General features: G+C 72.3%; 21 protein-coding genes, 2 pseudogenes and 1 riboswitch. Of the genes and pseudogenes, 14 read left to right on the top strand and 9 right to left on the bottom strand.

Annotated features, from left to right (window positions below):
• A pseudogene (locus tag ACF08B_RS37175) lies at positions 1 to 108 on the top strand (2-oxoacid:ferredoxin oxidoreductase subunit beta); the annotation flags it as partial.
• Between the two features lie 13 nt (positions 109 to 121).
• On the opposite strand, the gene ACF08B_RS37170 reads toward ACF08B_RS37175, so the two are convergent.
• Positions 122 to 526 (bottom strand): winged helix-turn-helix transcriptional regulator, encoded by a 405-nt coding sequence (locus ACF08B_RS37170; protein ID WP_392321439.1) that lies wholly within the window; start codon positions 524 to 526, stop codon positions 122 to 124.
• A 105-nt stretch (positions 527 to 631) separates the two neighbouring features.
• Here ACF08B_RS37170 and ACF08B_RS37165 point away from each other — a divergent pair, with 105 nt between their 5' ends.
• From ACF08B_RS37165 to ACF08B_RS37155, 3 genes are all read left to right on the top strand, one after another.
• Entirely contained in the window at positions 632 to 1,486 is an 855-nt protein-coding gene (locus ACF08B_RS37165) for an SDR family oxidoreductase (protein WP_392321438.1), read from the top strand.
• A gap of 172 nt (positions 1,487 to 1,658) precedes the next feature.
• Complete coding sequence (gene rarD / locus ACF08B_RS37160) at positions 1,659 to 2,708, top strand: EamA family transporter RarD (RefSeq protein ID WP_392321437.1); 1,050 nt, start codon at positions 1,659 to 1,661, stop codon at positions 2,706 to 2,708.
• Positions 2,709 to 2,799: 91 nt separating this feature from the next.
• Positions 2,800 to 3,276, top strand: a complete 477-nt coding sequence (locus ACF08B_RS37155; RefSeq protein ID WP_392321436.1) for a VOC family protein — start codon at positions 2,800 to 2,802, stop codon at positions 3,274 to 3,276.
• Positions 3,277 to 3,349: 73 nt separating this feature from the next.
• Here the strand turns inward: ACF08B_RS37155 and ACF08B_RS37150 are convergent, their stop codons facing one another.
• The gene (locus ACF08B_RS37150) at positions 3,350 to 4,528 is read right to left on the bottom strand and encodes a hypothetical protein (protein WP_392321435.1); all 1,179 of its coding nucleotides are present in this window, start codon (positions 4,526 to 4,528) and stop codon (positions 3,350 to 3,352) included.
• 196 nt (positions 4,529 to 4,724) lie between these two features.
• Between ACF08B_RS37150 and ACF08B_RS37145 the strand changes: the two genes are divergently transcribed.
• Positions 4,725 to 5,312, top strand: coding sequence for a flavodoxin family protein (locus tag ACF08B_RS37145; protein WP_392321434.1), 588 nt, complete (start codon positions 4,725 to 4,727; stop codon positions 5,310 to 5,312).
• Between the two features lie 30 nt (positions 5,313 to 5,342).
• Here ACF08B_RS37145 and ACF08B_RS37140 read toward each other — a convergent pair whose 3' ends face one another.
• The 4 genes from ACF08B_RS37140 to ACF08B_RS37125 all read right to left on the bottom strand — a co-directional run bounded on the left by ACF08B_RS37140 (position 5,343) and on the right by ACF08B_RS37125 (position 9,864).
• Positions 5,343 to 6,269 (bottom strand): ABC transporter permease, encoded by a 927-nt coding sequence (locus ACF08B_RS37140; protein ID WP_392321433.1) that lies wholly within the window; start codon positions 6,267 to 6,269, stop codon positions 5,343 to 5,345.
• Positions 6,256 to 7,263, bottom strand: coding sequence for an ABC transporter ATP-binding protein (locus ACF08B_RS37135; RefSeq protein ID WP_392321432.1), 1,008 nt, complete (start codon positions 7,261 to 7,263; stop codon positions 6,256 to 6,258). The genes ACF08B_RS37140 and ACF08B_RS37135 overlap by 14 nt, the downstream gene beginning before the upstream one ends.
• A gap of 35 nt (positions 7,264 to 7,298) precedes the next feature.
• The gene (locus ACF08B_RS37130) at positions 7,299 to 8,561 is read right to left on the bottom strand and encodes an outer membrane lipoprotein carrier protein LolA (protein ID WP_392321431.1); all 1,263 of its coding nucleotides are present in this window, start codon (positions 8,559 to 8,561) and stop codon (positions 7,299 to 7,301) included.
• Positions 8,562 to 8,853: 292 nt separating this feature from the next.
• Positions 8,854 to 9,864, bottom strand: a complete 1,011-nt coding sequence (locus ACF08B_RS37125; protein ID WP_392321430.1) for a polyprenyl synthetase family protein — start codon at positions 9,862 to 9,864, stop codon at positions 8,854 to 8,856.
• Positions 9,865 to 10,593: 729 nt separating this feature from the next.
• Positions 10,594 to 10,776: riboswitch (cyclic di-AMP (ydaO/yuaA leader) on the top strand.
• Positions 10,777 to 10,781: 5 nt separating this feature from the next.
• Here ACF08B_RS37125 and ACF08B_RS37120 point away from each other — a divergent pair.
• Positions 10,782 to 11,270, top strand: a complete 489-nt coding sequence (locus tag ACF08B_RS37120; protein ID WP_392321429.1) for a transglycosylase SLT domain-containing protein — start codon at positions 10,782 to 10,784, stop codon at positions 11,268 to 11,270.
• A gap of 189 nt (positions 11,271 to 11,459) precedes the next feature.
• Here the strand turns inward: ACF08B_RS37120 and ACF08B_RS37115 are convergent, their stop codons facing one another.
• Positions 11,460 to 12,272, bottom strand: coding sequence for an HAD family hydrolase (locus tag ACF08B_RS37115; RefSeq protein ID WP_093696636.1), 813 nt, complete (start codon positions 12,270 to 12,272; stop codon positions 11,460 to 11,462).
• Positions 12,273 to 12,383: 111 nt separating this feature from the next.
• Positions 12,384 to 12,859: pseudogene (locus ACF08B_RS37110) on the bottom strand (NAD(P)/FAD-dependent oxidoreductase); the annotation flags it as partial.
• 270 nt (positions 12,860 to 13,129) lie between these two features.
• Here ACF08B_RS37110 and fahA point away from each other — a divergent pair.
• From fahA to ACF08B_RS37070, 8 genes are all read left to right on the top strand, one after another.
• Positions 13,130 to 14,347 (top strand): fumarylacetoacetase, encoded by a 1,218-nt coding sequence (fahA, locus tag ACF08B_RS37105; protein WP_392321428.1) that lies wholly within the window; start codon positions 13,130 to 13,132, stop codon positions 14,345 to 14,347.
• A gap of 237 nt (positions 14,348 to 14,584) precedes the next feature.
• Positions 14,585 to 15,523 (top strand): M56 family metallopeptidase, encoded by a 939-nt coding sequence (locus ACF08B_RS37100; protein WP_392321427.1) that lies wholly within the window; start codon positions 14,585 to 14,587, stop codon positions 15,521 to 15,523.
• A 234-nt stretch (positions 15,524 to 15,757) separates the two neighbouring features.
• On the top strand, positions 15,758 to 16,546 hold the full coding sequence (locus tag ACF08B_RS37095; protein WP_392321426.1) for a GntR family transcriptional regulator: 789 nt from the start codon (positions 15,758 to 15,760) through the stop codon (positions 16,544 to 16,546).
• Positions 16,547 to 16,626: 80 nt separating this feature from the next.
• On the top strand, positions 16,627 to 16,854 hold the full coding sequence (locus ACF08B_RS37090; RefSeq protein ID WP_018568287.1) for a ferredoxin family protein: 228 nt from the start codon (positions 16,627 to 16,629) through the stop codon (positions 16,852 to 16,854).
• 35 nt (positions 16,855 to 16,889) lie between these two features.
• A complete protein-coding gene (locus ACF08B_RS37085) occupies positions 16,890 to 18,233 on the top strand; it encodes an ABC transporter substrate-binding protein (RefSeq protein WP_392321425.1) in 1,344 nt (447 codons plus the stop codon).
• A complete protein-coding gene (locus ACF08B_RS37080; protein ID WP_392321424.1) occupies positions 18,230 to 19,144 on the top strand; it encodes an ABC transporter permease in 915 nt (304 codons plus the stop codon). The genes ACF08B_RS37085 and ACF08B_RS37080 overlap by 4 nt, the downstream gene beginning before the upstream one ends.
• Positions 19,128 to 19,916 carry an ABC transporter ATP-binding protein gene (locus tag ACF08B_RS37075; RefSeq protein ID WP_392321423.1) on the top strand — a complete coding sequence of 263 codons (789 nt, stop codon included), beginning with the start codon at positions 19,128 to 19,130 and terminating at the stop codon, positions 19,914 to 19,916. Before ACF08B_RS37080 ends, ACF08B_RS37075 begins: the two co-directional genes overlap by 17 nt.
• A gap of 11 nt (positions 19,917 to 19,927) precedes the next feature.
• Positions 19,928 to 22,696 carry a fumarate reductase/succinate dehydrogenase flavoprotein subunit gene (locus ACF08B_RS37070; protein WP_392321444.1) on the top strand — a complete coding sequence of 923 codons (2,769 nt, stop codon included), beginning with the start codon at positions 19,928 to 19,930 and terminating at the stop codon, positions 22,694 to 22,696.
• A gap of 48 nt (positions 22,697 to 22,744) precedes the next feature.
• On the opposite strand, the gene recQ is transcribed toward ACF08B_RS37070, so the two are convergent.
• Positions 22,745 to 24,733 (bottom strand): DNA helicase RecQ, encoded by a 1,989-nt coding sequence (recQ, locus tag ACF08B_RS37065; RefSeq protein WP_392321422.1) that lies wholly within the window; start codon positions 24,731 to 24,733, stop codon positions 22,745 to 22,747.
• Positions 24,734 to 24,833: the final 100 nt, after the last annotated feature.

The following is a 24,833-nucleotide window of genomic DNA, read 5'->3' as shown; positions in this document are numbered from 1 at the left end:
TACGACACGGCGATGGCCGACCAGCTCGACACCGCCATCGAGCAGAAGGGCAAGGGCGACCTGGCCGCCCTGCTCGCCGGCAACGACACCTGGACGGTCGTCGGCTGAGTGCGCCGCCGTTCTACGAAGCCCGGGACCTGAGTTCCCGGGCTTCGTCGTACTCCCGGCGGGCCTTCTCCACGTCGCCCATGCGGGTGTCGGTCCACCGCGCCAGGGCGCGCACCTGCTCCGCCGCCTCCCGGCCGAGGGCGGTGAGCGAGTAGTCGACCCTGGGCGGGATGACGGGCTTGGCGTCCCGGTGGACCAGGCCGTCGCGCTCCAGGGTCTGGAGGGTCTGGGTGAGCATCTTCTCGCTGACGGTACGGCCGCCGAACCGGCTGACCGCGCGGCGCAGCTCGCTGAACCGGTACGGCCGCTCCAGCAGTTCGATCAGGACGAGGACACCCCAGCGGCTGGTGACGTGCTCCAGGACGAGGCGGTGGGGGCACAGCGCCTCGGCGTCCGTCATCCGGTTGCTTACCGTCATGCCAGTACCTTACTTCAAAGTGGGTACTTTCGCTTGGTTAGTGCACTACCTATGGTGAGTGGCATACGGCCCACCGAACCTCTCGGCACCCAAGGAGTCCCCACCATGAGCATCGTCGTCACCGGAGCCACCGGACACCTCGGCCGGCACGTCGTGGAGCAGCTGCTGGAGAAGGTCCCGGCGGAGCGGATCACCGCGGTGGTGCGCGACAAGGAGAAGGCCGCCGGCCTCGCGGCACGGGGAGTGCGGCTCGCCGTCGCCGACTACAACGCCCCCGAGACCTTCGACGGCCTGTTCTCGGCCGGGGACCGGGTCCTGCTGATCTCGGGCAACGAGTTCGACAAGGGCCGGGTGCGGCAGCACGAGGTCGTCATCGACGCGGCGCGGGCGGCGGGCGTCGCGCTGCTCGCCTACACCAGCGCCCCGGGCAGCCTGCGGGCGGCGCTCGCCGACGACCACCGGGCCACCGAGGAGGTGCTGCTCGCCTCGGGCCTGCCGTACAGCCTGCTGCGCAACGGCTGGTACCACGAGAACTACACCGAGAACCTGGCGCCGGTGCTGGAGCACGGCGCGGTCGTCCAGGCCGCCGGCGACGGCCGGATCTCCTCGGCCTCCCGCGCCGACTACGCGGCCGCCGCGGCCGCGGTGCTCACCGGCGAGGGGCACGAGAACACGACGTACGAGCTGGGCGGTGACGTGGCGTGGGGCTTCGCCGAGTACGCCGCCGAGCTGAGCCGGCAGACCGGCAGGGAGATCGTCTACAACCCGGTCTCCGTCGAGGCCCTCACCGGCATCCTGACCGGCGCCGGGCTGCCCGCGCCGCTGGCCGCGATCCTGGCCGGCGTGGACGCCTCGATCGAGAAGGGCGAACTGGCGGTCTCCTCCGGCGACCTGTCCCGGCTGACCGGCCGGCCGACCACTCCGCTGGCGGACGCCGTCGCCGCGGCCCTCAAGGACTGAGCCCTTCCCGGCATCCGGAGGGACCCCGCCGACGGGCGGAACCCCCCAGGTCAGCCCCTTGCGGCGCACCCGGCTCATGACTGTCATGACCGTATGGCGATACGGGCATGACAGCCGGGGGTGCTCGGCGTTACCTTCGTTCTCGCGTGCCTGACATGAGAGGGAGGGGCCCGTGGCCGGGACATCCAAGGGCGAACACCGGATAGGCCTGCTGAACGGCTTCGCCGCGTACGGCATGTGGGGTCTGGTCCCGCTGTTCTGGCCGCTGCTCAAGCCCGCCGGAGCGGTCGAGATCCTCGCCCACCGCATGGTCTGGTCCGCGGTCTTCGTCGCCGTCGCCCTGCTCTTCGTGCGCCGCTGGGCCTGGGCCGGGCAGCTGCTGCGCCAGCCGCGCCGGCTCGGACTCGTGGCGGTGGCGGCGGCCGTCATCACCGTGAACTGGGGCGTCTACATCTGGGCCGTGAACTCCGGCCACGTCGTCGAGGCGTCCCTCGGGTACTTCATCAACCCGCTCGTCACCATCGCGATGGGCGTGCTCCTGCTGAAGGAGCGGCTGCGGCCCGTGCAGTGGGTGGCGGTCGCGACCGGCTTCGCCGCCGTGGTCGTCCTGACCGTCGGCTACGGCCGGCCGCCGTGGATCTCGCTCTGCCTGGCCTTCTCGTTCGCCACCTACGGCCTGGTGAAGAAGAAGGTCGCCCTCGGCGGCGTCGAGTCGCTGGCCGCCGAGACCGCGATGCAGTTCCTGCCCGCGCTCGGCTACCTGCTGTGGCTCGTCGCGCACGGCGGCAGCAGCTTCGTCGACGACGGCCCCGGGCACGCGGCCCTGCTCGCCTCCACCGGCATCGTCACCGCGCTGCCGCTGGTCTGCTTCGGCGCGGCGGCGATCCGCGTGCCCCTGTCCACGCTCGGACTGCTGCAGTACCTGGCGCCCGTCTTCCAGTTCCTGCTCGGCATCTTCTACTTCCACGAGGCCATGCCGCCCGAGCGCTGGGCCGGATTCGGGCTGGTCTGGCTGGCGCTAATACTGCTCACGGGCGACGCGCTGCGCTCCGCCCGTCGTGGGGCCCGGGCGCTCCGGGAGTCCGGTGGCGTGCCGGCCGCGGTGTCCGACAGCCCTGTCGCGGCCGGTACCGCCGTCGCGGCCGGCGCGGTGGTCGCCGGGCCGGAGGCGGAGAGCCTGGCCACCGCCCCCGGCCCGGACCCCGAGGTCGCTACGCCGTAACTCCGGGCACGGGGGGGACGGCGCGGTGGGCCGGGCGGAACGGCACGGAAGACGTTCGTCCGGCGGGCCGTCGCGGCTATAAGTGGTCACCATGACCCAGGCACCCGCTCCCACCCCCGCCCCGCTGCACTGGAAGCTCGTCATCGACGCGGGCGACCCGCACACCCAGGCCGACTTCTGGGCCGCCGCGCTGCACTACACGGCCGAGGACAACAGCGCCCTGATCGAACAGCTGCTGTCCGCCGGCGCGCTGCCCGGCGCGGCCACCGTGGAGTACCACGGCCGGCCCGCCTTCCGTGACCTGATCGCCGTACGGCATCCCGACGACCCGTACGACCCGCGGACCGGCACCGGGCTCGGGCGGCGGCTGCTGTTCCAGCGCGTGCCGGAGACGAAGACGGCGAAGAACCGGCTCCACCTCGACCTGCACACCGGCCCGGGCGAGCGCCCGGCGGAGGTGGCACGGCTGGAGGCGCTGGGCGCGCGCGTGCTGCACGAGGTGAAGGAACCCTCCGGCGAGTGGGTGGTCATGGCCGACCCGGAGGGCAACGAGTTCTGCGTGCACTAGTCCCGCCGCCGCCCGTACGGCGGTGGCGGGCCGTGCGGTGCGGGCGCGCCGACGCCCGTACCGCGTACGCCGGTTACGCCTGTGCGGCGCGGGACGCCCGGTCGGTCAGCCGGACCATCCGGGCGCGGGCGGAGTCCAGGGGGCGCGGGTCGTCGGCCGCGGGGCCGGGCTCGGCGCTGAGGTCCGTCCACAGCTCGATCAGGTCGCGCCCCAGCCGCAGGCCCTCCTCGGGATCGCGCACCGCACGCCAGGCGGTCGCCGCGCTCTGCACGTTGCCGTAGGCCGCCTCGGCGTCCCGTGCGTCGCGGCGGAGCCGGGCGAGGTCGAGGGACTGACTGAAGGCGCGGACCGGGTCGCCCGCCAGGTAGGCGATGTAGGCGTTCAGTTCGCGCAGGTGCAGCACCTCGGTGTGGTGCGGGCCCAGCACGGTGGACGCCTCGGTGACCGTGCGGTCGGCGAGTTCCGCCGCCGTGTCGATGTCGCCCGCCCGTACGGCCTCGTTGATGCGGGTCATCGGCTCGGTGAGCAGCTCGGCCCCCTCGGCGGTCTCGGTCAGCGGACCGTCCCCGAGCACCTCCTCGGCGACGGCGTCGAAACCGCGGGGCGGGGTGTGGGTGGGGGCGGAGGGGATCTCGGGCTCGGGCTCGACGGTACGGGTCCGGGGCGTGTCGGTGCGCGCCACCGGCCCGCCGGCGAGGACCGCCGACACGTCCATGACCGGCGCGGGCAGGTCCAGGACGGGCGTGGGCAGGTCCGGCACCGGCGGGACCACCTCCGCGACCGGGGCCGCGGCCACGGCGAGCGGGACGGCGTCCACGACCGGCGGGGCCTCGTCGAGGACGGGCGGGGCCGCCTCCATGACGGGCGGGGGGCCGAACTGCCCGGTCGGCGCCAGTACGGTCCCCGGCGGCAGCGGCTGCCGGGCCGGAGTCCGCTCCGCCGCCGGCTCCCTGCGGCGGGCCAGCCGGACCGGCTCCCCGGTCACCCGGCTGGAGCCGTCCGCCGAGACCTCCAGGGGCACGACGCAGCCGGCGCTGTCGTCGTGCACGCTGGCGCGTATGGGCGCGCCCAGGCTGATGGCCAGGCGCTGGAGGTGGTTCAGGACGGCCTGCTGGATCTGCTCGCCCGGTGCCGCCACGACGGACGCCCCGCCCACCGACGCGCTTCCCGCGCCGAACACCCGCACGGCCACCACCGCCGGGTGCGCCGCGGGCTGCTGCGCCCGCTTCTTCTCGAAGCTGAGTCGAGACATCGGTTTTCCCTCACTCCCCCGGCGTCACGATCCGGTCGTACGCGTCCCTGTCGTCCAGTGTGGACTTTCCCCACGCCCTGTGCGTCACCGTGACGTCACAGCCTCGCACCAGCCACCCTGGAGAAAGTTGCTTGCATGTGCATATGATGCGCGCGTCTTTATTTCTGTGCCGACATCGCTCGTCTCTGGGGGACCCATGAGCCGCCGCTTCCTCTTCGTCCTGGGCAGCGCCCGCGCCGAGGGCAACACCGAACTGCTGGCCCGCCGGGCCGCCGAACAGCTGCCCGGTGACGTCGAACAGCGCTGGATCCACCTCGCCGAACAGCCGCTGCCCGGCTTCGTGGACCTCCGGCACGACAGCGACCACGTACGCCCGCCGTCGGACACCGCGACCGGCCGGCTGCTGGACGCCACCCTCGCGGCCACGGACATCGTGATCGCCTCGCCCCTGTACTGGTACTCGGTCTCCAGCCTCACCAAGACCTACCTGGACCACTGGTCCGGCTGGCTGCGCACCCCGGGCGTCGACTTCAAGGCCACGATGGCCGGACGCACCCTCTGGGGCGTCGCCGCACTGGCGGACGAGGAGCCGTCCGTCGCCGACCCGTACGTGGGCACGCTCAACAACTCGGCCGCCTACCTGGGGATGCGCTTCGGCGGGGTCCTGCTCGGCAACGGCAGCAAGCCCGGCGACGTACTGAAGGACACCGGGGCACTGACCCGCGCGAAGACGTTCTTCGCGCAGGACGCGCCGCTCGCCCGCTTCCCGCACCGGACCGCGTAGGACCGCACCGCCCCCGGGCCGCCCCGGGGGCTACGCGCTGATGTCCTTCGCCGCGAACCGCGCCCAGGCCGCCGAGCCGAACACGGCCGTGTACAGGGCCTGGAGTCCGAGGTTCGTCGTCAGGTCGTCCCAGTAGACGGGATCGCGCATCAGATCGGCGAAGGACAGCCAGTAGTGCGGGAAGAGGTACGGCTGCAGCGCGTGCAACTGGGGGATCTGGTCGAGGATCTGCACGGTGATCAGCAGGCCCACGGTGGTCGCCATCGCCGCGATGCCGCTGCCGGTGAGGGTCGACACGAACAGGCCGAGCGCGGCCACACCGGTCAGGGACGCGGCGACGACCAGGGCGATCAGCAACGCCCGGCCCAGGCCCTCGGCGAAGCCGATCCGGGTGCCGGAGATGGTCGTCAGATCGCCGAGCGGGAAGAGCAGGGCGCCGACGATCAGCGCCGAGACGGCGACGACCAGGGTGGCCAGCAGACAGAACACCATCACGGTCGTGTACTTGGTCAGCAGCAGGCGGGTCCGGCCGGCCGGGGCGACCAGCAGATAGCGCAGGGTCCCCGCGCCCGCCTCCCCCGCGATCGCGTCGCCCGCGACGACGCCGACGGCCATCGGCAGGAAGAACGGCAGCGTCGCCGCCAGTGCCGTGAACACCAGGAACAGGCCGTTGTTGGTGATCTGCGAGATGAACGCCGGACCGCCGCCGCCCCCGCCCGCCGACGAGCCGCCCCTGGTCTCGATCCTCACCGCGATCCCCACCAGCACCGGCACCGCCGCCAGCACACCCAGCAGGGCGAGCGTGCGCCAGCGGCGGACCGTGGTGACGATCTCGCTGCGCAGCAGCCCGAAGGTCCACAGGAGACGCGGCCGCCGGACGGCCGCCTCCCCGGGCGGCGCGGGAACCGGCGTGCCGCCCCCGCCGGCCGGGCCCGGGACCGTCTCAGCCCGCGACATCGAAACCCTCCCCCGTCAGTGCCACGAACGCGTCCTCCAGCGAGGCCCGTTCGAGCGTGAGGCCCCGGACGCGCACGCCCGCGCCGACCAGGGCCGCGGTCACCTCGGCGAGGTCCCGTGCGGGCGGCTCGCCGGTGACCCGGTCACCGTCCGCGGTGACGTCCCCGACACCCTGCTCCTTGAGCACCCGGGCGGCATCGGCCGCGTCCGGGGTGAGCACCACCAGCCGGCCGCGCGCCCCGGCCCCCAGGTCGGCGACCGCGCCCTGGGTGACGAGCCGGCCCCGCGTCATCACCGCCGCGTGCGTGCAGACCTGCTCGATCTCGTCCAGGAGGTGCGAGGAGAGGAAGACGGTCGTGCCGTCGGCGGCCAGTTCCCGGATCAGGGTGCGGATCTCCCGCATGCCCTGCGGGTCGAGGCCGTTGGTCGGTTCGTCCAGGACGAGCAGTCTGCGCGGCTGGAGCAACGCCGCGGCCAGGCCGAGGCGCTGCTTCATGCCGAGCGAGTACGCCTTCGCCTTCTTGCCCGCGGCGGCCGCGAGGCCCACCCGGTCCAGGGCGGCGGCGACGCGGACGCGCCGGGTGCGCGGGTCGGCGGTCGGGTCGGCGGCGTCGTAGCGCAGGAGGTTGTCCCGGCCGGACAGGAAGCCGTACAGGGCGGGGCCCTCGATGAGCGCGCCGACCTGCGGCAGGACCGCACGAGCCGCCCGCGGCATGGGGCGGCCCAACACCCGGGCCGTGCCCGAGGTCGGCTCGATCAGGCCCATCAGCATGCGGATGGTGGTGGTCTTGCCGGAGCCGTTCGGGCCGAGGAAGCCGAAGACGCTGCCCGCCGGGACGGTCAGGTCGAGACCGTCCACGGCGAGCTGTCCGCCGCGGTAGCGCTTGGTGAGTCCGCGCGTGGCTATGACGCCCTCGGGCGCCTGCGCCGGGTCGTGCTCCCGCGCGTCCTCCGGGTCGTGCCCCTCCCGCTGCGTGGCGGACGGTGCGTCCATCGGCTCCCCCCTCGAATCCTCGTGCCCGGGAAGGATTACTTCCCCGTGTCCGCCGCCTTCACCAGGGCCTCCTTGGTCACGGCGCCGGCGTAGACCTTGCCGTCGTCGGTGATCAGGGCGTTGACCAGGCGGGTGGAGAACACCGTGCCCTTGCCGAACTTGCCGGAGACCTGCTCGCCGAGCGAGCCCAGGAAGCCGCCCAGGTCACCGCCCTGGGAGCCGGTGGGCAGGCCGCCGCCGGCGCCGGTGTCGAAGGTGGCGACGGACGTCCAGCCCTTGCCGATGACGGTGGCTCCGTCCAGGCCCTTGCCGAAGTCCTCCCCGCCCTTGCCGAAGTCCTCCCCGCCCTTGCCGAAGTCCTCCCCGCCCTTGCCGAAGTCGTCGCCGCCCTTGTGGGCGTGCTCCCGCCCCTTGGGGCCGTCCTCGTCCTCGGTGACCTTCGCACCCCTGGGCGGGGTGAAGTCGAAGGTCGAGGCCGCCGGCTCGGCGAAGGAGACCTGGGTGAAGCCCGCGTCGAGAACGGCGGCCCCGCCGCTCCTCGGCGTCAGCGTGAACTTCAGCGGCGTACCCGTCTTCGCGTCCACCGCGATGCTGATGGCGCCGACCGTGCTGCCGGACTGCTTGGGCTTGATCAGCAGCTTGTAGGCGTCGCGGCCGGCGACCCGCATGGTGCCGTCGACGGTGACGGACGTGGTGTCGTCCACCGACTTCAGCGCCTCGCCGGCGAAGTCCTCGGGCGTGGCGGGCGGCTTCGCCCGGTGGTCCTCGCCGGAGTCGGCCGCGGTGGAGTGGTAGACCTCGTTGCTCTTGCTGTCGTAGCCCCAGACGTCCTTGCCGTCGTGGATGAGGCTGTACTCGGCGCCCCGCTCCAGCAGGGAGAGCTTCTGCCGGTCCGGGCCGTCTGCCGCCACACGCAGGGTGTGGCTGCCGCTGACCAGCTCGGTGAGCTTGGACTGCGGGTCGGCGGAGGAGCCGTCGCCGGAGCCCGGGGCCGCCCCCGAGGCGAGGCTGTTCTCCAGGCCGCCGAGGTCCGGCAGGCCCAGATCGGTGTTGATCTTCACGGTGCCGGACAGCTGCTGGGTGTCCGACTTGGCGATCTTCTCGATGAGCTGCTGTGCGCTGATCCTGGGCAGGTCGGGGTCACCGGAGTCGGCGAGTGCCGGGACCAGCCCGATCGTGGCCGCCGCCACCCCCACCACCGCGACCGGTACGGCGTACCGGGCGGCCTTGCGCCGGCCGGAACGCGCGTCCTCGTCCCGCGCCGCGCCCGCTGCGTCGTCGGATTCGTACGGTGCCATGTGTGCGTTACCTCCGTCGTCGGCGGCGGCTGTCCTCACGCTGGTCCACCTGAGCCGCCATTCTCACCCGAATCGGTGAGGAGTGGTGATTTCCGTGGTGTCCATCTGACCAAATCGGCCGTGAGGAAGCGTCAGACTGCGGCAGCAACTCGGTGTACGCCTGCGGTATGACACGCGGGGGCGGCGTCTCCCCCTACCCGTAGGGGTCGGCACCGCTCCCCCAGGGGAGAGACCGTCCGGGGCGCCGTTCCGCGGGCGCCGTTCCGTGGGCGCCGTTCCGTGGGCGGCCGGACTAGCCGGCGCGGTGCACCACCGCGTCGCACAGCTCGATCAGCGCCGCCTTGGCGTCGCACTCCCGCAGCGGCGCCAGCGCCGCCCGGGCCTCCTTCGCGTAGCGGATCGTGTCCTGGCGGGCCTGCTCCAGCGCGGGGTGGGCGCGCAGCGCCGCCAGCGCCTCGGCGTGCCGGGCGTCGTCGCTGAGGTCGGAGTCCAGCAGCTCGCACAGCGCGATGTCCTCGGCCAGCCCGAGCCGGGCGGCCCGCTCGCGAAGCCGGAGCACGGGCAGCGTGGCGATGCCCTCGCGCAGGTCGGTGCCCGGGGTCTTGCCGGACTCGTGGGAGTCGGAGGCGATGTCCAGGACGTCGTCCGCGAGCTGGAAGGCGACCCCGAGCCGCTCGCCGTACTGGGTGAGCACGTCGACGACCGTCTCGTCGGCGCCGGACATCATCGCGCCGAACCGGCAGGAGACCGCGACCAGCGAGCCCGTCTTGCCGCCGAGTACGTCCAGGTAGTGATCGACCGGGTCGCGGCCGTCCGTGGGACCGGCGGTCTCCAGGATCTGGCCCGTGACCAGCCGCTCGAACGCGAGGGCCTGCACCCGGACCGCCTCGGGACCGAGGTCGGCGAGGATCTGGGAGGCCCGGGCGAACAGGAAGTCGCCGGTCAGGACCGCGACGGAGTTGCCCCAGCGGGTGTTGGCGCTGTCCACACCGCGGCGCACGGCCGCCTCGTCCATCACGTCGTCGTGGTACAGCGTGGCGAGGTGGGTCAGCTCCACGACCACGGCCGAGGGCACGATGCCCGGCGCGTAGCGGTCGCCGAACTGGGACGCGAGCATCACGAGCAGCGGACGGAACCGCTTCCCACCGGCCCGTACGAGGTGCTGCGCGGCCTCCGTGATGAACGGGACCTCGCTCTTGGTGGCCTCGAGCAAGCCTTCCTCGACAGCCGTCAATCCTGCCTGGACATCGGCTTCCAGAGCCTGGTCCCGCACGCTCAGCCCGAACGGCCCGACGACGGTCACGAGGGGTCTCCTGTCTGCTGGTGTCTGCTGGCGCTTACACGGTTTGTCGATAGGTCGCTGCCATCACTCAAGTCAGCGTATCCGGTCCTCTTTCGATCACCGATAGCGCCCACCGGTCCAGCCTGGGCGGTATCGGATCATGACCGGTATGATTGTGATCGTTTGGTAAGAATGGACATTTATCGACTTAACAGGAATCCGCACACTTTGTCGCGAATCACGGCGTGAGCGGAGTAATGCCGACGCCACCCCGTGGACACCTCGGGAGCACACCGGGAGCGGCGACCCACTCGGGCGCAACGGATACAACGGGCACATCGGGCGCGCAACAGCACCCGACACCCACCCGGACACCCCCTTCTCTCGTCGCCGCACTTCACCTCTTCGCGCGCCGCGGCCACCACCACAACGACCGGCGCCTCGTCGCGGGTTCCGCCGCAATGCCACCTCGGCCGCAAATCACCTGAATCCCTCATGTCTGATTTGCATTATTTTGCTATTTCGTGAGTTGGCTCACTCGGGCGGGAGAATCACCCACACCCACCGGTACCCCCTTCTCCCCATGCCCTACTGGCGAGTTGAGAGTTGGCAACCGCAAAGGATCAAGCGTCTCAAAAGCCACAGACCAAGGTCAAATAGGGTGTTGTGCGAATCGGGTACTTGTTCCCGACATGTGCTCTCGCATACGTTCCGGGCCGTCGGGCGGACGCCTAATCCTGCCGCCGCCCGCGTAACCCATCGACGAACTCATTTCGTACGGCAGGAGCGGGGGACCCAGGTAAGTCATCGCCGTACCGGTCGGCACACGTCGCACCGGAACGGCTAGGGGTGAAGCCGTGCCTCCCCAGGGCACGGCCGGGCACCTCCCCGCCCGAACCCGACAGCTCACCTCGCAGGCGACGGAGAGGAACTTCCCCATGCCTGCTGCCGCTCAGCCCCGCCGCACCCGGAACAACCGCCTCGTCCGCACCATCGCCGCCCTCGGCACCGGCGCCGCCATCGTCGCCCTGCCGCTCGTCGGCGCCGCGAGCGCCTCCGCGGCCCCCACCACCGCCCCGACGGCCTCCACCACCCCCGCCGGGTACCCGAACAACCTCGACGGCTGGATCCGCGAATCCCTCGCGATCATGGCCGAGAAGAAGATCCCGGGCACGTACAACGGCATCCACCGCAACATCATGCGGGAGTCCTCCGGCAACCCCAACGCCATCAACCTCTGGGACTCGAACGCCGTCAAGGGCACCCCGTCCAAGGGTCTGCTCCAGGTCATCGACCCGACCTTCGCCACCTACCACGTGGTCGGCACCTCCTTCGACCCCTACGACCCGGTCGCGAACATCACCGCCGCCTGCAACTACGCGGCCGCGCGGTACGGCTCGATCGACAACGTCTTCGGCGCGTACTGACGGACGGGTCCGGCCCGTACCGGCGGACGCACCGGGCACGTTCCGGCGGACGTGCCCGGCGCGCACCGGCGGCGGACCGGAACCCGCCCGGCATCCCGCACCCGACGCCCGGCGGACCGGAGCGCACCGGCACCTGACGGACCGGCGCGCACCGGCCTCCGGGCGAACGGAGCAGTGCCGAACGGCCGGTCACCCGGCCGGGAAGAGTCCTTCGAGGACGACGGCCACGCCGTCGTCCTCGTTCGACTCGGTGACCTCGTCGGCCACCGCCTTGAGTTCGGGGTGCGCGTTGGCCATGGCCACACCCCGCGCGGCCCAGTCGAACATCGGGATGTCATTGGGCATGTCCCCGAAGGCCAGCGCGCGTTCCGGACCCACTCCGAGCCGCTCGGCGGCCAGCGCGAGCCCGGTCGCCTTGGTCACCCCGCGCGGCTGGAGCTCCACGGTGCCCGGCCCGGACATGGTGACGGTCGCCAGCGAACCCACCGCCGCGCGCGCGACAGCCGCCAACTCGTCGTCGCACAGGGTGGCGTGGCGCAGCAGGACCTTGCTGATGGGCTCGCACCACAAATCGTCGCGCCGGCCCACCCGGAGCGCGGGCAGCGTGGGGTGCGGCATCAGATAGCCGGGCTCGATGAGGGTGAGCCCGTCCACGCCGTCCTGGTCGACGGCCGCGAACACCTGGCCCACCTCCGCCTCGATCTTGCCGAGCGCGGTCTCCGCCAGCTCCCGGTCCAGCCGGACCGACCACAGCAGGCGGTCCGCCGCGGCGTCGTAGACCTGAGCACCCTGTCCGCACACCGCGAGCCCCGTGCAGCCGAGGTTCGCCAGCAGCGGCCGTACCCGCGGAGCCGGCCGGCCCGTCACCACCAGATGCCGGGCACCCGCTCGCGCCACCCGCGCGAGCGCGGCGAGCGACCGGTCGGAGACGGTGTCGTCGCCGCGCAGCAACGTCCCGTCCAGGTCGGTGGCGATCAGTGCATATGCCGGGGTGGGTGCCATGATCAGAGAATACGGACACCGCGCCCCGCCGACTCACCGCTCTCTCCACGTACTTACGTGCTGTTCGGCCCCAAGTGGCGTACCCCGGACCCTCGATGGCCCAGCCGCACCTCAGCCGTGCCGCGCGGCCAGGTGCTTCGCCAGACGGGGGAGGCGAACTCCGTACCGCACACGAAGCGCATCACCGGCCCGTGCGAGGGCGCCGCCGGACGGCCCCGTGAAGTACTGGCATGGCACCGAGGAGACACAGCCGGGGCCGAGCCTCGACGTGCCGCGGCTCACCGCGAGCCGGCTGCGCGGCCCGTGGCCGAGGAAGACTGTCGCCGCGATGTCGACGCGGTAGCCGGTGGCAGCGACATGGTCTGCGGTGAGCCGCTCGGTACGGCCGCCGAGGGTGCGGACGGTCAGGACCGGGTTGCCGTCGGGGGGCCTCGGCACCCACCAGCCGCTCGATCTCCTGGACCCGCACCCCGCTGTCGAAGCGCTCGCGCAGCCGCGCCGAGCGGGCCGGGCACCCGGCGGACCAGGTGGTGGTGGCGGGCGGGCTCGGGCAGGTAACGGTAGAGGTACGGGTAATTGCTGAGCGCTCATGGTGCGAGCAACGATTCGACCGATCAGCGGCGTCTGTGCCGCCGACTCGCCGCGCGCCGTCCGGAGTGCTGAAGGCTGCACCCCCCGAGGGCTGCGGGAGGTGCAACGCCGGAGTTGCTGGTGGCGAAGCCCGAGAGCTGCGGGCGGCACAGCCCAAGAGCTGCGAGAGGCACTGCCCAAGACACGCATCTCAGCCGTAACGTGTGGCGCGACCACATGGAACGCATCGCCATGCATGGCTCGGATGAGAGTGAGGCAGTACCCCCATGCCCCCCTTCGACGTCCCCGAGGGCGACCCCTTCGGCCCGCACAACCTTCCCTACGGCGTGTTCTCGCCCTCCGGCAGCACGGAACGCAGGGTCGGCGTCCGGCTCGGGGACCACGTGCTCGACGCGGGCGCCGCGGCCGTCGCGCTCGGCTCGCCGCACCACCCGCTGCTGGCGCAGCCCACCCTCGACGCGCTGCTCGCCGCCGGGCGCGCGGCCTGGTCCGACGTGCGGCGCGCCCTGACGGAGTGGGTGACGTCGTCCGCGCACCGGTCGACGATCGAGCCGCTGTTCCACCCCCTGTCGTCGGTGACCCTCCATCTGCCCTTCGAGGTGGCCGACTACGTCGACTTCTACGCCTCGGAGAACCACGCCCGGAACGTCGGCCACATCTTCCGGCCGGACGCCGAGGACTCCCTCACCCCCAACTGGAAGCACCTGCCGATCGGTTACCACGGCCGCTCCGGCACGGTCGTCGTCTCGGGCACCGACGTCATCCGGCCGTCCGGCCAGCGCAAGGGCCCCGGTGACCCCGCTCCCGTCTTCGGCCCGTCGATCCGGCTGGACATCGAGGCGGAGGTCGGCTTCGTCGTGGGCGCGCCCTCCGCACTGGGCCGGCCGGTCGCGCTCGGCGACTTCCGCGAGCACGTCTTCGGGCTGTGCCTGCTGAACGACTGGTCCGCGCGCGACATCCAGGCCTGGGAGTACGTCCCCCTCGGCCCGTTCCTCGGCAAGTCCTTCGCCACCTCGGTGTCGGCCTGGATCACGCCGCTGGAAGCACTGGAGCACGCGCGCGTGGCGCCCCCGGAGCGCACGCACCCGCTGCTGCCCTACCTGGACGACTCGGCCCCGGGGATCGAGCCCGGCGGTTACGACCTGCGGATCTCCGTCGCCATCAACGGCCATGTGGTGTCGGAACCCCCCTTCTCGACCATGTACTGGACCGCCGCGCAGCAGCTCGCCCACATGACGGTGAACGGCGCCTCGCTGCGCACCGGCGACCTGTACGGCTCCGGCACGGTCAGCGGACCCGAGGAGGCCCAGCGGGGTTCGCTGCTGGAGCTGACCTGGAACGGCCGCGACCCGCTGGAGCTCCCGGACGGCAAGAGGGCCTTCCTGGAGGACGGCGACGTGGTGACGATGTCGGCGTGGGCCCCGGGCCCCGACGGTCGGCGCGTCGCCCTGGGCGAGGTCACCGGGCGCGTCGTGTCGGGCTGAGCGACCGCCTGAACCCGTGCTCGGCCTGTCGGAGAACGCGGGACGTCGCAGGCCCGGGCGCGGGCGCCCGGGCCTGTGGAGGAAGAGGTGCGGCAGGCTGTCCGAGGGCCTGACTCCTGCCGCCCTTCTTCGTCATACTGACGGGGACACGCACCCCATGCGGCGCGCCGCCGCGCGCCGCTCCCTTGGCACCACCGAGACCCGCGCCCCTCTCCGACCAGGAACCGGAGCCCCGGCATGACCGTCTGCCTGCTCCTGCTGAGCGTCGTCGCCCTGACGGCCGCCGTGCCCATCCCGCGCGCGTTGACGCGGGCCGCCTGGACCGAGCGCGATCCCGTGGTCGCGCTGTGGGTGTGGCAGTGTCTCGTCGCCACCGTCCTGCTGTGCTGCCTGGCCGCCCTGATCCTGGGAGCGGCAGCCGTCTTCCACACCGTGCGCGACCACGTGTTCGCCCCCGCCCCTCCCGCCGTCACCGCCGCGTACGACCTCTCCGCCGCCCCGGTGTGGGCGGCCGTACTCACCCTGCTGCTGGCGTGCGGGGCCGCCTGGACAACGGCGATGCTGGCCCGGGAACTCGTCGAGGCCCGCCGCAGCCGCGGTCAGGCCCGGGCACACCTGCGCGAACGCGCCCCCGAGCTGCCGGCCGGACTGCCGACGGCCCGCGGGCCGATGCTGGTGCTGGAGGACGAGTACCCGGACGCCTGGTGGATGCCGGGGCACCCACCGCAACTGGTCGTCACCACCGGGGCCCTGCACCGGCTCACGCACCACCAGTTGGACGCCGTCCTCACACACGAGCGCGGCCACGCGCGCGCCCACCACGACTGGCTGCTGCACCTGTCCACCGCACTCGCCACGGGCTTCCCACGCGTCCCGCTCTTCGCCCATTTCTGCGACCAGACGCACCGCCTGGTCGAGCTGGCCGCGGACGACACGGCGTCCCGGCGCTGCGGGCACCTCACCACGGCCCTCGCCCTGATCGAGCTGAACCAGCACCGGGGTGTCCTTTCCTGCGCCTCCAGCCACCGCCTCCTCGGCGAGCGCGTGGACCGCCTGCTGGAGCCCCCGCCGCGGCTGCTGCGCCGGCACCGGGCCCTGACGACGACCGTGGCCGCGCTGGTGCCCCTGCTGCCCCTGCTCATCACCTTCGCGCCGGGGCTTACGGCACTGTCGTGACCTGCGGGCGGTGACGGCACCGCTGTCGCTGCCGGCCCGGTGTCGGCACCGGCGCCGCAGGGGGGAGCCGAAGCCCCCGGGGGGAGAGAAAGTCGGCGCCGGGTTGCGACCGGGTGGCAGATCTCCCCTTTGGCTCGGATGAACTCCCAGGTCAGCAGCGTTTTCCACACACCCTCACCTGGCGCAACACTTCAGCAACACCCCTTTCCCTACCTTCTCGGTATGGTTCCAGCCATGCCACCCACCGACCGCCCCCGCGACCATGCCGGTCAGGGCGCAGCGACCACCGTCGCCGCCCACCGCACGCGTCGCCGGCTGCGTGCGGACCGGGCCCGGCAGCTCGCCGACCTGCTGCGCCGGCAACTCCTCACAGGCGCCTACCAGGACGGCACCCTCCCCCACGAGTCGACCCTCGCCACCGACTACCGCGCGACCCGCAACACCGTCCGCCAGGCCCTGGACCTGCTCCGGGCGGAGGGTCTGGTGGACCGGTTGCCCGGGGTCGGAACCGTGGTCGTCGCCCGTAAGTACCCGCACGGGCTCGACCGTCTGATGGGCCTCGCGGAAACCCTCCGCGAACACGGCCGCGTCACCAACGAGGTCCGCACCATGGGCCCCTCTCCCGCACCCGCCCCGGTCGCCGAGCGTCTCCACGTCGCGGCCGGCGCCGACGTCCTGTGCATCGAACGTCTGCGCCGCCTCAACGGCCTGCCGCTCTCCCTCGACCTGACCTACATCCCGCTCGACATCGGCACCGCCCTGCTCGACGCCGACCTGGAGAACACCGACGTCTTCCGGCTGCTGGAGACGATCACCGGCCGGCCTCTGGGCCACGCCGAGATCACTCTGGAGGCCGTGAACGCGGACGCCCACTCCGCGGCCGTGCTCGAGGCCCCGCGCGGCGCCTCCGTGCTCATGCTGGAACGCCTCACACACCTCGACGACGGCCGCCCCGTGGACCTGGAGTTCATCCGCTTCCGCGGCGACCGCATCACCATGAGCGGCCTGCTCCACCGGTCGTAACCACCCGCCAGTACGCCTTCCACGCGTGTGCGTATTCCCGCCCGCACGCGACCCTGCCTGCACGTTTCCTGGAGACAGCCATGCCCTTGGCGCCCCAGCGGGCCGACGTGCCCGTGACCATCGACGAGTCGAAGTGCATCGACGGCTGCACCCTCTGCGTGGACATGTGCCCGCTGGATTCCCTGGCCATCGACACCAGCAGCGGCAAGGCGTACATGCACGTCGACGAGTGCTGGTACTGCGGCCCGTGCGCGGCCCGCTGCCCCACCGGAGCCGTCACGGTCAACATGCCCTACCTGCTCCGCTGACCTTCCGAACCGCTCCGGTGAGAGGCCCGACCACCATGAAACGCACGGCAGTTTCCCTGTCCGCCGCCGCTCTCCTCCTGCCCCTGTCCGCCTGCGGCGGCAGCGCCGAGGCGGGCAGCGGCTCCACGGTCACCGTGACCGTCGGCTACCAGTCCAAGACGATCAACACCGTCACCGCGGGCACCTTGCTTCGTTCCCTCGGGTACTTCGAAAAGCAGCTCAACTCCCTGCACGACGGGCACACCTACAAGGTCGACTGGCAGGACTACGCCACCGGTGCGCCGATCACCGCCCAGATGACCGCCGGGAAGATCGACATCGGTTCGATGGGTGACTTCCCGCTGCTGCTCAACGCGGCCCGCGGCAAACAGCTCGGCCGACCCACCCACCTGGTGTCGGTCACCGGCTACAACCTGCGCGGCGGCCTCAACACCGTGGTCACGGCGCCGCACTCCGACCTCACCTCGCTGAAGGACCTCGAAGGCAAGAAGGTCTCCACGAGCGTCGGCTCCGCCGCGGACGGCACTCTCGTACGGGCCCTGCAGCGCGCCGGCATCGACCCGAACAAGGGGATTTCCAAGCTCAATCAGCAGCCCGCGGTGGGTGCTTCCGCACTCTCCGCCGGCAGCGTGGACGCGCTGTCCCAGTTCGTCGCCTGGCCCGGCCTTCTCGCCTACCAGGGCAAGGCGAAGGCCCTGTACGACGGTGCCCGGCTGAACCTGCCCACCTTCCACGGGGTCACCGCCCGCGAGGACTTCACCGAGCAGCACCCGACGGTCCTGAAGGCCTTCCTCAAGGCGCAGGCGCAGGCGACGGACTACCTCAAGGGCCGGCCTGTCGCCGCCGCCGAGAAGGTCGCCGAGGCCACCGGACTGCCCGCCGAGGTCGTCTACCTGTACAACGGCGCGCACGGTATCGCCACCTTCGACCCCGCAGTCAAGCCGCAGCTGGTCGCCGCGCTGAAGCAGGACGTGTCCGTGCTGAAGGCCGCCGACCTGACCGGTGACGTCGATGTCGACTCCTTCGTGGACGACCAGAACGTGAAGAAGGCCCTCGGCGCGTCGTACGCCAAGCGGCTCGCCGCTTCGCCCCCGCCGGCCGCGAGCGAGGCGTGGGTGAAGGGCCGTGAGAAGACGGTCGCCTTCAAGACCCCGAAGAAGCTCCTGACCTATGTGGCCGGGCACCGCGATGCCGTCCGCGCCGCCTACGTCCCCGACACGACCACCGGCACGCTGTGGTTCGCCGACAAGGCGGTCTGGGTCGCCGACGGCGGACAGTTGCTGCCGTTCGTTGCCCCGGACACCGCGCAGGAGTACGTCTCCGCCCACGGCGACGCCCGTACTGTCTCCTACCGTGCGGCCCTGGAGCAGGCCTCATGACCCGGCGGCCCCTGGCCCGGTATGTGCTGCGGACTGCGTCCCTCGCCGTCGCCCTGGGCCTGTGGCAGCTGCTGACCAGCCTGGATGTCGACCTCTGGCTGCGTTTCTCGCAGTTCCCGACGGTCACCGATATCGCCCACGCCTTCTCCGACCGGGTCTCCGGCGCCGACTACTGGACCGACCTGACCGACAGCCTCACCCGCATCCTCACCGGTTTCGCGCTCGCGGCCGTCCTGGGCGTGGCGACCGGCGTGCTCGTCGCCCGCTCGCGCCTCGCCGAGGATCTGCTCGGCCCGGTCCTGGAAGTGATCCGGCCGATCCCGGCCATCGCCCTGGTGCCGGTCGCGATCCTCCTGTTCCCCTCCAACGAACAGGGCATCGTCTTCATCACGTGCACCGCCGCCTATTTCCCCGTGCTGGTCTCGACCCGGCACGCGGTCCGCGCGCTGACCCCGGTGTGGGAGGAGGCGGTGCGCACCATGGGCGCCGGCCGGCTGCGGATCCTGGGGTCGGTCGTGCTGCCCGGGGCGCTGCCCGGCATCTTCGGCGGGCTGTCGGTCGGCATCGGCGTGTCGTGGATCTGCGTGATCTCCGCCGAGATGATCTCCGGCCAGTACGGCGTCGGTTACCGCACCTGGCAGGACTACACGATCGTGAACTACCCGGGTGTCTTCGTCGGCATGGTCACGATCGGTGTGCTCGGCTGGCTCACCTCCACGGCCGTGGAACTCCTCGGCCGGCGACTGACTCGCTGGCTGCCCCGCACCTCGTACGTCCCCGGCGGCCGCACTCGCGCGGTCCGCCCGCTCCCCGCCCCAGCTCGCGCCGATGACGACGCCGAGCACCAGCCCCAGTCCGAGCAGCAGGGCAAGGACGACACCGAGGAGGCCCGCGATGAGCACCTCGTCTGAGACCGTCACCGCTCCGGTCGCACCGGCACCCGAGGGTGTCCGCGGCACTCGGCTCGCCTTCCGCGGCGCCGTCCTCGGCCGTCCGGACGCTGCGGTCCTCGCCGACGTGGACCTGGAGGTCTCCCCCGGCGAGATCCTCACCGTCGTCGGCCCCTCCGGCTGCGGCAAGTCCACGCTGCTGCGCACACTCGCCGGGCTGCTCGCCCCGCTGGGCGGCAGGGCCGAGGCGGACGGCAGCCTGTTGACGGGACCGTCGGCCGACCGCGCGCTGGTGTTCCAGGAGGACGCACTGCTGCCCTGGCGCACACTGCGCGGAAACGTCGAACTCCCGCTCGCCATCAGGGGCGTACCGCGCGCCGAGCGCCGTTCCCGGGCCGAGGCCTGGCTGGAGCGGGTCGGCCTCAACGCGCAGGCCGGACAGTTGCCGCACCGTGTGTCGGGCGGGCAGCGCCAGCGCGCCCAGTTGGCCCGCGCCCTGGCCGACAGCCCGCGGGCGGTCCTCATGGACGAGCCCTTCGGCGCCCTGGACGCCCAGACCCGTTCCGGCATGCAGGACCTGCTGGTCGAGGTGTTGCGGGGTACCGGCGCGACCGTCGTCTTCGTCACGCACGACGTGGACGAGGCCCTCTTCCTCGGCGACCGTGTGACGCTGCTCGGCTCGGGCCGGGTGGCCGCCGTACGGGACGTGCCGTGCCCGCGTGACCGTGCCGCGTTCGACGCCCCGGCCCGCGTGGCGCTGCGCCGCGACATCCTCACCTCGCTCGGATCGTGAAAGGCACCCCGGTGACCACCCCCGCGCCCACCCTCCCGGAGATTCCCGCCGTCGCCGACGCCGAGGAGCTGACCTGCGACGTCCTCGTCATCGGCGGCGGCACCGCCGGCACCATGGCCGCGCTGACCGCCGCCGAGCGCGGCGCGGACGTCCTGCTGCTGGAGAAGGCCCATGTCCGGCACTCCGGTGCGCTCGCCATGGGCATGGACGGCGTCAACAACGCGGTCATCCCCGGCCGCGCCGAGCCCGACGACTACGTCGCGGAGATCACCCGCGCCAACGACGGCATCGTCGACCAGTCCACCGTCCGGCAGACCGCCACCCGCGGTTTCGCCATGGTGCAGCGGCTGGAGTCGTACGGGGTCAAGTTCGAGAAGGACGAGCACGGCGAGTACGCGGTCCGCCAGGTCCACCGCTCCGGCTCGTACGTACTGCCGATGCCAGAGGGCAAGGACGTCAAAAAGGTCCTGTACCGGCAGTTGCGGCGGCGCGAGATGCGGGAGCGCATCCGGATCGAGAACCGGGTGATGCCGGTCCGGGTGCTCACCGTCGAGGGGCGGGCCGTGGGCGCCGTCGGCTTCAACACCCGCACCGGTGTCTTCGTCACCGTCCGCGCGGGCGCGGTGATCCTCGCGACCGGCGCCTGCGGCAGGCTCGGACTGCCCGCCTCCGGCTACCTCTACGGCACCTACGAGAATCCGACCAACGCCGGTGACGGTTATGCCATGGCCTACCACGCCGGCGCCGAGCTGACCGGCATCGAGTGCTTCCAGATCAACCCGTTGATCAAGGACTACAACGGCCCGGCCTGCGCCTACGTCGCCAACCCGTTCGGCGGTTACCAGGTCAACCGGCACGGCGAGCGGTTCGTCGACTCCGACTACTGGTCCGGGCAGATGATGGCCGAGTTCGCCGCGGAGGTCGCGGGCGACCGGGGCCCGGTCTACCTGAAGCTCAGCCATCTCCCCGAGGAGTCGATCTCCGCGCTGGAGTCGATCCTGCACTCCACCGAGCGGCCGACCCGCGGCACCTTCCACGCGGGCCGCGGGCACGACTACCGCACCCACGACGTCGAGATGCACATCTCCGAGATCGGGCTGTGCGGCGGGCACTCCGCCTCCGGGGTCCGCGTCGACGACCACGCCCGCACGACCGTCCCCCGTCTGTACGCCGCCGGCGACCTCGCCTGCGTCCCGCACAACTACATGATCGGCGCCTTCGTCTTCGGTGACCTCGCGGGCGCGGACGCCGCCCAGTACACGGCCTACGCCGGTGAGCTTCCCGCGGACCAGGTCCGCGAGGCACACGAGTTGATCTACCGTCCGCTGCGCCATCCGGACGGCCCGCCGCAGACCCAGGTCGAGTACAAGCTGCGCCGCTTCGTGAACGACTACGTCTCGCCGCCCAAGTCGGGCGCGCGGCTGTCCCTCGCCCTGGAGTCCTTCGAGCGGATGCGCGCCGACATCGCCGCGATGGGCGCCCGCACCCCGCACGAGCTGATGCGCTGCGTGGAGGTCTCCTTCATACGCGACTGCGCGGAGATGGCCGCCCGCGCCTCCCTGGCCCGTACCGAGTCGCGCTGGGGCCTCTACCACGAACGTCTCGACCATCCCGAGCGGGACGACGCCTCCTGGTTCCACCATCTCGATCTGCACAAGTCCCCCTCGGGTGCGATGGAGTTCACGGCCCGTCCCGTGGCTCCCTATCTGGTGCCGGTGGAGGGGTTCACGCCTGTCGGCGGCTCCTCCCGGCATGTGGGCGAGGTCCTGCCCGAGCACATGGCCACGGCCGGCCCACGTGAGGTGGCACCGGTCGCCACCGGACCGGCCTCCGCTCGTGCCGCCGATCCCGCCGACCGGGCCCACGCCCGGGACACCGCCGCCTCCCCGCGGCTCCTGGAACTGCTGGAGCTCGCGGAGGCCCAGCCCGAACTGTCGGAACTTCAGTCCTACTTGGCAGACACCGAGGCCGATGTCCGCCGTACGGCGGTCTCGGTGCTGACCGAGACCGTGCCGCCCGGTACCGGTCAGGCCCTCGCCGGTGCCCTGCTGGACTCCGACGGCGGCGTCCGCGCCGCTGCCGCCGCCTCGCTGCGCGAGCTCGTCGAGGCCCTGCCGCCCGAGCCCGCCCTGGGCACAGCCCTCACCGCCGCGCTCGCCCAGGCCGACCCCGTGGTCCGTGCCGCCGCCCTCGATGTGCTGCGCGCTCTGCGGCTCGGTGACGCCGGGGTGTTCGCGGCCGCACTGGACGATCCCGACATCACGGTCCGCACCGAGGCCGTGCGGGCACTCGTCTCCGTGGACGCGGTCGCGCCGCTGGCGGGTGCCGCGGACGATCCCTCCCGGGAGGTCCGGGTCACCGTGGCCAAGGCCCTGGCCGCCGTCGGCCCGGAGTCCCTCACCGCGTCCGGCCGGGGGCTGCTCACCGGCACCCTGGACCGGCTCACCGAGGACGCCGATCCGCTGGTGCGCGGCGCGGCGCTCGGCTCTCTGGCCACCACCGGCTGCCCTGCGCCGCTCGCCGCCCGTGCCGTGTCCGCCCTCTCCGACCCGGCCTGGCAGGTGCGGTCCGGGGCCGCGACCGCGCTGTCGGCCGCGCCCGCCGACACCGCGGTCCCCGCCCTCGCGAAAGCGCTCGCCGATCCGAACGCCGACGTCCGCAAGGCAGCGGTGCTGGCGCTGGCCCGGCATCGGTCCACCGAGCAGGCCCGGGCGGCCCTCTCCACGGCCACGGCGGACTCGGACGCGGACGTCAGGGCCTACGCGGCACGGGGACTGTGACCTCGCCCGCGGCGTGCGGCGACCCGCGCCGCGCCCCGCACGGGCGGGCTATATCCAGTCGTCGGGCTCGGGCTCGTCGGGCCAGTGGTCCTCCGGGTCCCCAGCGCCCGAGGGGGCCGTGGCTGGGGCCGGGGCCTCACCGTTCAGGGAGGCCAGCACCTCGAGGACGCCCTCGCCGTAGGTGACGAGCTTCTTCTCGCCGACGCCGTTCACCGTGCCCAGCTCACGCACCGAGGAGGGCCTGCGGGAGACGATCTCGCGCAGGGTGGCGTCGTGGAAGATGACGTACGCCGGGACGCCCTGTTCCCGCGCCTGCTCGGCACGCCAGGCGCGCAGGGCCTCGAAGGCGGGGAGAAGCTCCTCGGGCAGTTCGGCGACGGCCTTGGCCTTGCGGTCGCCGCCGGAGCCGCCGCCCGACCGGGACCGCGATCCGGCCGGCTTCTCGGGCTCCTTGCGCAGCGGCACCTCCCGCTCCCGCCGGAGCACCGAGCCGCTGCTCTCGGTGAGCACCAGCGTGCCGTACTCCCCCTCGACCGCGAGCAGGCCCTGGGCGAGCAGCTGGCGGACGACGCCCCGCCACTCGCCCTCTGCGTGGTCCTGCCCGATGCCGAAGACGGACAGCTGGTCGTGGTCGAACTGGATCACCTTGGCCGTGCGCTTGCCGAGCAGGATGTCGACGATCTGCATCGCGCCGAACTTCTGCCCGCGCTCGCGCTGCAGCCGTACCACCGTCGACAGCACCTTCTGCGCGGCGATCGTGCCGTCCCAGGTCTGGGGCGGGGTGAGGCAGGTGTCGCAGTTGCCGCAGGCCGACCCGTCCGGGTCCTGGCCGAAGTAGGCGAGCAGCTGGCCGCGGCGGCACCGGGCCGTCTCGCACAGCGCGAGCATGGCGTCGAGGTGGGAGGCGGCCCGGCGGCGGAACGCCTCGTCGCCCTCACCGGACTGGATCAGCTTGCGCTGCTGGATGACGTCGTTCAGGCCGTACGCCATCCAGGCCGTGGACGGCAGACCGTCACGGCCCGCGCGGCCGGTCTCCTGGTAGTAGCCCTCGATGGACTTGGGCAGGTCCAGGTGGGCGACGAAGCGGACGTCCGGCTTGTCGATGCCCATGCCGAAGGCGATGGTCGCGACGACGACCAGGCCGTCCTCGCGCAGGAACCGGGACTGGTGCTCGGCGCGCATGGCCGCGTCCAGGCCCGCGTGGTACGGCACCGCGTCGATGCCGTTGGCGGTCAGGAACTCGGCCGTTCGCTCCACCGAATTGCGTGAGAGGCAGTAGACGATGCCGGCGTCGCCCGCGTGCTCCTCGCGGAGGAAGGCGAGCAGTTGCTTCTTCGGGTCGGCCTTGGGCACGATCCGGTACTGGATGTTGGGCCGGTCGAAGCTGGCGACGAAGTGGCGGGCCGCCGGCAGGTTCAGCCGCTGGGTGATCTCCTCGTGGGTGGCGTGCGTGGCTGTGGCGGTCAGCGCGATCCGCGGGACGTCCGGCCAGCGCTCGCCGAGGAGGGACAGGGTGAGGTAGTCGGGGCGGAAGTCGTGGCCCCACTGGGAGACGCAGTGCGCCTCGTCGATCGCGAAGACCGAGATCTTGCCGCGGGACAGCAGGTCGAGCGTGGTGTCCAGGCGCAGCCGCTCCGGCGCCAGGTACAGCAGGTCCAGCTCGCCGGCCAGGAACTCGGCCTCGACCATGCGCCGCTCGTCGAAGTCCTGGGTGGAGTTCACGAAGCCGGCCCGCACGCCGAGGGCGCGCAGGGCGTCGACCTGGTCCTGCATCAGGGCGATCAGCGGTGAGACCACCACGCCGGTGCCGGGCCGGACCAGGGCCGGGATCTGGTAGCAGAGGGACTTTCCGCCGCCGGTGGGCATGAGGACGACGGCGTCGCCGCCCGCCACCACGTGCTCGATGATCCCCTGCTGCTCGCCCCGGAAGGCCTCGTATCCGAAGACGCGGTGCAGTGTGGCCAGCGCCTCGCTGTCGGCCGCGCCCGGCCCTTCGGTCACCATTGGCATCTCGCTGATTCCGCCCGTCGCGCCCATCGTCCTGTCCCCCGCCGGTCCCCCGTGTGTGTCGTCCGTCGACCACTGCGTCCACCATAGGCGCCTGCGCCGACAGTGCCGGACGGTTGTCCACAGGCCT

The sequence above is a fragment of the Streptomyces sp. NPDC015139 genome (assembly GCF_043079785.1).
Lineage (GTDB): Bacteria > Actinomycetota > Actinomycetes > Streptomycetales > Streptomycetaceae > Streptomyces > Streptomyces albidocamelliae.
This window is presented reverse-complemented; position numbering and strand designations above follow the sequence as displayed.